Origin of the sequence: Pseudoalteromonas sp. (genome assembly GCF_041629635.1) — a bacterium.
Taxonomy (GTDB): domain Bacteria; phylum Pseudomonadota; class Gammaproteobacteria; order Enterobacterales; family Alteromonadaceae; genus Pseudoalteromonas.
Genome location: NZ_JBFKMX010000162.1, coordinates 1 through 6,980, shown reverse-complemented (window position 1 = coordinate 6,980; position 6,980 = coordinate 1). Strand labels below are relative to the sequence as shown.

6 protein-coding genes and 2 tRNA genes are annotated in these 6,980 nt (G+C 39.9%); 5 read left to right on the top strand and 3 right to left on the bottom strand.

Annotated elements, in window-relative coordinates; all coding sequences use genetic code 11:
- The first annotated feature begins 55 nt into the window (after positions 1–55).
- The 3 genes from ABYD77_RS16650 (at position 56) to ABYD77_RS16640 (ending at position 951) form a co-directional block, all read left to right on the top strand.
- Positions 56–132, top strand: a tRNA-Asp gene (locus ABYD77_RS16650).
- A 22-nt stretch (positions 133–154) separates the two neighbouring features.
- Positions 155–231, top strand: a tRNA-Asp gene (locus ABYD77_RS16645).
- Between the two features lie 453 nt (positions 232–684).
- Positions 685–951 carry a hypothetical protein gene (locus tag ABYD77_RS16640; RefSeq protein ID WP_372771227.1) on the top strand — a complete coding sequence of 89 codons (267 nt, stop codon included), beginning with the start codon at positions 685–687 and terminating at the stop codon, positions 949–951.
- A gap of 33 nt (positions 952–984) precedes the next feature.
- Here the strand turns inward: ABYD77_RS16640 and ABYD77_RS16635 are convergent, their stop codons facing one another.
- Entirely contained in the window at positions 985–1,512 is a 528-nt protein-coding gene (locus tag ABYD77_RS16635) for a prepilin-type N-terminal cleavage/methylation domain-containing protein (RefSeq protein WP_372771226.1), read from the bottom strand.
- 130 nt (positions 1,513–1,642) lie between these two features.
- Between ABYD77_RS16635 and ABYD77_RS16630 the strand changes: the two genes are divergently transcribed.
- Together ABYD77_RS16630 and ABYD77_RS16625 are read left to right on the top strand one after the other, a co-directional pair.
- Complete coding sequence (locus ABYD77_RS16630) at positions 1,643–2,233, top strand: ATP-binding cassette domain-containing protein (protein ID WP_372771225.1); 591 nt, start codon at positions 1,643–1,645, stop codon at positions 2,231–2,233.
- Positions 2,226–3,299: a DUF6136 family protein gene (locus tag ABYD77_RS16625; RefSeq protein ID WP_372771224.1), complete on the top strand. Its 1,074-nt coding sequence runs from the start codon at positions 2,226–2,228 to the stop codon at positions 3,297–3,299. The genes ABYD77_RS16630 and ABYD77_RS16625 overlap by 8 nt, the downstream gene beginning before the upstream one ends.
- Before the next feature lie 13 nt (positions 3,300–3,312).
- Here ABYD77_RS16625 and ABYD77_RS16620 read toward each other — a convergent pair whose 3' ends face one another.
- On the bottom strand, positions 3,313–4,473 hold the full coding sequence (locus ABYD77_RS16620) for a hypothetical protein (protein ID WP_372771223.1): 1,161 nt from the start codon (positions 4,471–4,473) through the stop codon (positions 3,313–3,315).
- A gap of 96 nt (positions 4,474–4,569) precedes the next feature.
- On the bottom strand, positions 4,570–6,978 hold the full coding sequence (gene fadE, locus ABYD77_RS16615) for an acyl-CoA dehydrogenase FadE (protein WP_372771222.1): 2,409 nt from the start codon (positions 6,976–6,978) through the stop codon (positions 4,570–4,572).
- Positions 6,979–6,980: the final 2 nt, after the last annotated feature.

Sequence of the window (6,980 nt, the reverse complement as noted above, 5' to 3'; positions counted from 1 at the left end):
GCGGGTTCGAGTCCCGTCCACTCCGCCATCTTATGTCATTTAAAATTTGCTCAGCGGAGTGGTAGTTCAGTTGGTTAGAATACCGGCCTGTCACGCCGGGGGTCGCGGGTTCGAGTCCCGTCCACTCCGCCATTAGCAAATTTTTCCCCGATGCGGAGTGGTAGTTCAGTTGGTTAGAATACCGGCCTGTCACGCCGGGGGTCGCGGGTTCGAGTCCCGTCCACTCCGCCATTTTATAATTCCCTTTTTAATGTTTTACGATAAACCTTGCCGTTAAAAAGTCTGTTTTCTTCTTGAATCATTAATATAAGATTCTAATTCACCACCAATGCTTATCGTAATCTAACACGGTTAGTACTATTTTTTGTTTTTAATATCGCTTTTAAATCTCAAGCTTCTTAACAAAATAAACTTATTATCTGTCTAACTCTTAGCTCACTACTTTACTTTTTGTCATTAATTATACCAACTCACTTAAGTAGCAAATCATCTTAGCGGACTAAATATTATGTTAACTGCGTTAGAATTTATCAATGTAGAGCAACTGCATAAGAAAAATTCCGCCTTGTTAGCTTTTCATTTATCCAGCACTATCCCTCATCACATACTTAACAGAATTGGTATTAATCCAATATTCAGCTTGCTCTATTTAAGCTATGGCAAAACTTTTTGGAAAAGAGATTAATGAAAAAAGTTGTGATATCCGCACTTGTTGTCTTTGGGCTTATGGTGGCTATGTGGCCTTCAGGATTCGCTATCGGTTATCAAGTAAAAGAGCGTGAATTATGTCAGAAGGTACAGGGAAATGGAGTATTCTTTCGATATACCGCAGGTGGTATTTTGCGTGGTGAAAACGCAGAGGGTACATTAAGAAGTCGTTTGTATGTAGATGGTTTGAAAAAAGGCATGCTCTTTAGCTTAAAACAGTGCTTTGATAACACGCAAAACTAATAGAGTCAGTACCAGCCAACAATTGTTGGCTTTTTAACACCCTGAGGAGACAACACCTGTATTTGGGCTTGTGCCATCTTGTTTGTTGTAATAGTAAGCGTAGCACTCGTCTGAGAGACGTAATCCTTTTGGCCAAATTAAAATAAGTCCAGCGGTACCATTTGTGGTGAGTGGAAACCCCGGTGCGGTTCGTTGTCTTCCAACACCGCAAAGTGAATTCAAAGTGCAAACGGCACTTGCTGATGTAAAGGGAATTTCTTTACCTATGTTTAGAATGTAACGCCACGCGCCATTCCAGTAACCTTCAACGTAGCCGTTATACACCAGCACATTAATGCCAAGGTCATCAAGTTCGACGTTACCATTTTTAACATTTTGTATTAGTGCTTTAGCTTTTATCTGCTCTGCGGTTGTTTTCATGGCTGCAGCTGTTGCCTTTAATACACTGATGCGCGAATCTTGTTGTAGATTGAGAAAGCGGGGGGCTGCAACAACAGCAAGCAAGCCTAAAATAACAATCACAATGATCAACTCAATAAGTGTGAAACCGGTTTTTTTCATCGTGTAACTCCAAATAAAACACTACAAAAGCAAGCTTATTAGGTTTAAGCATAGCTTATGATAACTCTTTGACTATTAGAAAGTAAAAAAGCAAAATTAACAATGCTTAAGGATAATTTTGGACGTCATTTTGTTTCAGATAAAAGGTTTAACTAAGCTTTATTTCGATAAAGTGGTTTTTTCAAACTATACCGCGCAATTTGTACCTGAGCGTTTGCTTATAACAGGTCAAAATGGTCTAGGCAAGTCAACGTTATTAGCACTGCTTGCTGGGCTTGAAACATTTCAAAAAGGCGAGATCAGGCTTTGCGGAAAAATAGTAAATGCCACCAATTTACAACAATGTGTATCACTTGCCAGTGACAAAATTACTTTCCCGGCGTTTTTGACTGCGAAACAAATTCTTGAATTAACAGCTACATACCAAGACTGCAAACATTCAGACAACCTAGTTAAACAGTTTAACTTTGCTGATTTCCTAAATACTAAGGTCGTAAACTTATCGAGTGGTAATTTAAAGAAGCTACAGCTTATTAACGCGATGATGCGAAATGTTGAGGTGCTATTACTCGATGAGCCGACAGCAGCACTTGAACATAAAAGCTTACCTGTTTTGATGGACTGGATTAAGCAGTTTAAAGGGCAAGTAATTGTAACAAGTCATGAACCAGAACCTTTTATTAATGCTGGTTTTACTGTACAGGCATTGTTGAATGACTAACTTAGCGTTTTTAAGGTATCGCTTTTCAGCCTTTCATCACTTTATTGCTGAGCAACTTGGGCAATTAAAACAGCTTGGCACTATTTTAGTTTTATTCATGTATACGGCAGTAGCAGGGCTTGTACTGTTGGTTTATCTCGCGCTTGGCAAAATTTTAGTAGCAGATGAATTAGCGAAAGTACTAGTTGTGGCGCTTATTGTCGCGCAAAGTGAACTGAGTGTGGCATTAAGCCAAGGAGCAACAGATAACAAGCATCGTTTATTTCAGCGTACTTTAGTTAAACGATTTATGCGCAACGTTGCTGATATTGTAATGGGATTAGCAGGTAATCTCTTATTTTTGTTATGTCTGCCATTGTTGCTATCAATTGAGTTGGATAAATGGCAACAAGCAGGGCACTTTTTAATTTTTTGCCTGTGTTTATTTGCAAGTGGTTTGGTTGCCACATTTAAGCCAGCGCGCATTAAATCGTATAGTATATGTGTCATTGTGTTACCAATGCTGTTTGATTGGCAATTAGTAACGTTATTAAATACGTATTTGCTTTTGCTTACAGTGATTTTTCTTTTGCCAAGCCAACAGTATGTAAATTTGAGAATAAAGCTGCCTTTAGGTTTTTGGCTTAGCTACCATTGGCATAATCTTGCGGAAATTTGGTGGCGTCTATTATTGTTGTTGGCGTTATTGGTTAGTGCCAATGTGTTATATACCGAACGGCCTGTTCTCGATTTTTTTATCCACTGTTTTATTTCCCCTTTTGTTGTCTATATCGCGTCTAGCCAACAACTTAATCAAAACGAATATGTTGCACAGCATGTGCATTATATTAACAGCATGGGGACACCGAAAAAATTACTAATCGGGCAATTTCTCGCACCTAGTAGTTTGCTTTTAATAGGGCTTTTGCCTTTACAGAGCATAACGCTGGAACTGCCAAGCTTAGTTATTTTCACTGTGTCTGGAATCTTGGCAATTCTATTTGCAAAACGAAAGCCCACACATTATGCACTAGGGTGGTTTGTGATAAGCGGTATAACGATTACGCTAAGCTATTGGTTACACTAAAACCCCGACTAAATCACCAATTAACTGCACAAGGATCAAAACCGTCAAGGCTAGAAAGCGTCTTAGCTTGATTGATAAGAAAGCTGTTGGCTGCAACTTCGCTACTGTGTTTTAAATACTCAAAATATGCAAGTGCGTATTGTTTATTACGCATTATAATCTGAGACGCCTTAGCGTTTTGCATCATCTGCTGATTAAACCCTTTAGATTTTTCTTCTAAAAAGCTAAGCGCATTTTGGTCATCTAACTTACTAAATATTTTTCTTTGTAGAGCGACACCAATTGCGGTTGAGATGAGTGTACTTTGGCTTAGTTCTAGCTGTTTTCCCAAGTTAATACATGCATCGAGTAATCTAATGTCGTTAGGATCTGCGTTCTGACAAATATCACTGATAACCCTAAACCCGGGTAGTGGAAATGCGGCTGAAATAGGTTGAGAGAGTATTGGTGAATATTCAGTATTAATTCCAAGCTGGTTAAGGGTTTCCTCAACTAAATTAAATCGTTCTGACCAATACTCAGTATAAACAGGCGCATTGGCAGCATTTATAAGAGCACTGATGGTATTTTCGAGGTTTTCTTCACTGTGGATTAAATTAGCGTAAGCAAGCCAGCTAGCACCATTATTTCTGTCGGTGTTTAAAGCAATAGAAATAAGTGTTTTGTCACATTTTTGAGTTTTGCATGCGATTAATACGTGATGCGCAATGAGTTTATTGTTTTGATTCTCTTGATAGAGTTCTAACAAGGAAGTGATGTCGTCAGGATTTTTCGAAAGTGATAAGAGAGCTTGTGTTGTTTGACTCTCTAAAGACACGGCATCTTGGTCAAGCAAATTACTTAGGTAGGTGTCATCAAAAATATTATTTTCTAGAGTTTCCTGAGATGCAAAGTAGTGGTAGATATCGAAGTTAGGCTCTTTGTCACATGTAGCGATTTTTGAGTTGCTATGTTCTGTGCTTTTGTTTATCTCAGAATGTGATGTGTTTGATTTCTCTTTAGCATAGTTTAAATTAACTGTGCCATTATGATGTAATACTTGATCTTCAATAACCCTATCATTTTTATTTTCTAATGATTCCCTTTTTAATGGTTGATTAAAAAGTGTGTCAGAGAACACATAAGCTATTGATAAAGCTATCACCGAAACTGATATAAAAATACTTTTCTTCACATTGATTCCATTCGTTATTATTATTTTGCAACCGGCATAAAAAAGCCAGCAAGTGCTGGCTTAGTTTATAACAGAATCAATTAGTTAAGAAGTCGTTTATGCAGCTTTCACCTTCTTTACAGAATGGGCTGCTTTACCTGCAAGTAAATCTGCAGGGTCAAAATCATCTACATTGATAACTTGTAATCGACCTACTTCAGCAGCTTTTAATTGCTCGGCTTCATCAGTAGTAATGGCACCTAGTTCCAGTCCCATCTCTGCAACTTTATCTAGAGCAAAGAACGGCAGCTTATCGCCTTTAGCACGACATACTTTGTCGAAGATAGGCTCAACAGCAAGAATGTCTTTTAGCGTTTGCTCTTGGCGGCCAATTAGGTTTAATGGCTCGTTAGTAACATAAATATTATGAGCTAAGCGGTCACGCGTTTCGCTTGGTGTTTGTAGTAAACGTGCTACTTTTTGCTCTAATTCGTCTGTTGGTTTACGAATTGGACGACCCCAAGGGAATAGTACCAGCTTTAAGAAACCACGAAGCGGTGCAAACGGCATGTTGTTGATAAGATCTGCAAGTGCACGTTGGCACAGGTATAAGTGATCCTGGCAGCTCCACTGAACAAGCGCGAAGTCTTCTTTGCGGCGACCTTCATCGTTGTAACGCTTAAGCGTTGCAGATACTAAGTATAGATAGCTTAGTAAGTCACCTAAACGTGCTGAGATACGTTCTTTACGCTTCAGTGAGCCGCCAAAAACGGCCATACAAATATCAGACATTAATGCAAGCGATGCACTGTAACGCGTTGCGGTGCGATAAAATAGCGCTGTTTCATCGTCGTAAGGCGTTTTAGTAAAACGTGCTCCCGTTAGAGCAAGCCATAAAGTGCGTGCAAAGTTCGAAATGGTAAAGCCAATGTGGCCCATCAGTGATTTATCAAACTGAGCAAGTGCGGCTTCTTTGTCTTCAATGTTACATGCTTCAAGCTCAGATAACACAAACGGATGACAACGAATGGCACCTTGACCATAGATAATCATATTACGTGTTAGAATGTTTGCACCTTCTACTGTAATAGCAATTGGCGCACCTTGATAACCACGGCCAAGGTAGTTATTTGGGCCTAAACAAATGCCTTTACCACCATGAATATCCATAGCGTGTTTAGTTGAATCACGCATTTGCTCAGTTAGGTGATATTTTAAAATAGCTGAAATTACCGATGGCTTTTCACCTAAATCAACAGCACCTGTAGACATTGAAACAGCAGCATCTGAGCTGTAAGCATAACCACCAAGCTTTGCTAATGGCTCTTCAATACCTTCCATTTTACCGATAGGTAAGCGGAATTGACGACGAATACGGCTGTAAGCACCACTGGCAATCGCAAGTGCTTTAATACCACCTGCCGAGTTTGATGGTAATGTAATTGCACGACCAACCGATAAACATTCAACCAGCATACGCCAGCCTTGACCGGCCATTTTTGCGCCACCGATAATGTAATCGATAGGTACAAATACCTCTTCACCTTGCGTTGGACCATTTTGGAATGGTACGTTCAGAGGGAAGTGACGGCGACCAATTTTAACGCCTGGGGTGTTTGTTGGAATAAGGGCACAAGTAATGCCTAAATCTTCTTTATCCCCTAGTAAACCATCTGGGTCACGTAGTTTAAATGCAAGACCAAGCACGGTTGCAACTGGCGCTAGCGTAATATAGCGCTTGTTCCATGTTAGGCGCATACCTAACACTTCTTCACCGTTCCATTCGCCTTTACATACAATACCAAAATCAGGGATTGAGCTCGCATCAGAACCGGCTTCTGGTGAAGTAAGCGCAAAACATGGGATTTCATCACCTTTAGCAAGGCCTGGTAAATAATGGTCTTTTTGCTCTTTAGTACCATAATGTTGCAGTAGCTCACCTGGGCCTAATGAGTTGGGTACACCTACAATTGATGAAAGTAGTGTTGATTTTGATGTTAGTTTTTGCAGCACACATGACTGCGCGTATGCTGAAAACTCTAGACCACCGTATTGCTTTTTGATGATCATGGCAAAGAACTTATTATCTTTTAGATATTGCCAAACATCTTGTGGAAGGTCGGTTAATTCATGGGTTGCTTCCCAATCATCTAACATTGCACACACTTCTTCTACTGGGCCGTCAAGAAATGCTTGCTCTTCAGCTGTTAAACGTGGCACAGGGTACTGGTGCATTTTTTTCCAGTTAGGATTACCACAGAACAGATCTGCTTCCCACCACGTAGTACCTGCATCAATCGCCGATTTTTCGGTGTCGCTCATACTTGGCGTCACTTTTTTAAATGCTTTGAAAATAGGCTCAACAATATATTGACGGCGAATGCTTGTTACCGACAGAGGAATAGCAATTGCTAAGAAAATTAACCAACTGATCATTGAGAATGCACCCATAAATGAGCCAATCAACAATACCGCAGCAGCAACGGTTAAATGAGTATGCCAGTTTGCTCTGTTGTAGCTAGCAATTG

Coding starts and splice junctions, on each gene's coding strand:
- ABYD77_RS16640 (WP_372771227.1), top strand. CDS start 685: ATGAAAAAAGTTGTGATATCCGCACTTGTTGTCTTTGGGCTTATGGTG.
- ABYD77_RS16635 (WP_372771226.1), bottom strand. CDS start 1,512: ATGAAAAAAACCGGTTTCACACTTATTGAGTTGATCATTGTGATTGTT.
- ABYD77_RS16625 (WP_372771224.1), top strand. CDS start 2,226: ATGACTAACTTAGCGTTTTTAAGGTATCGCTTTTCAGCCTTTCATCAC.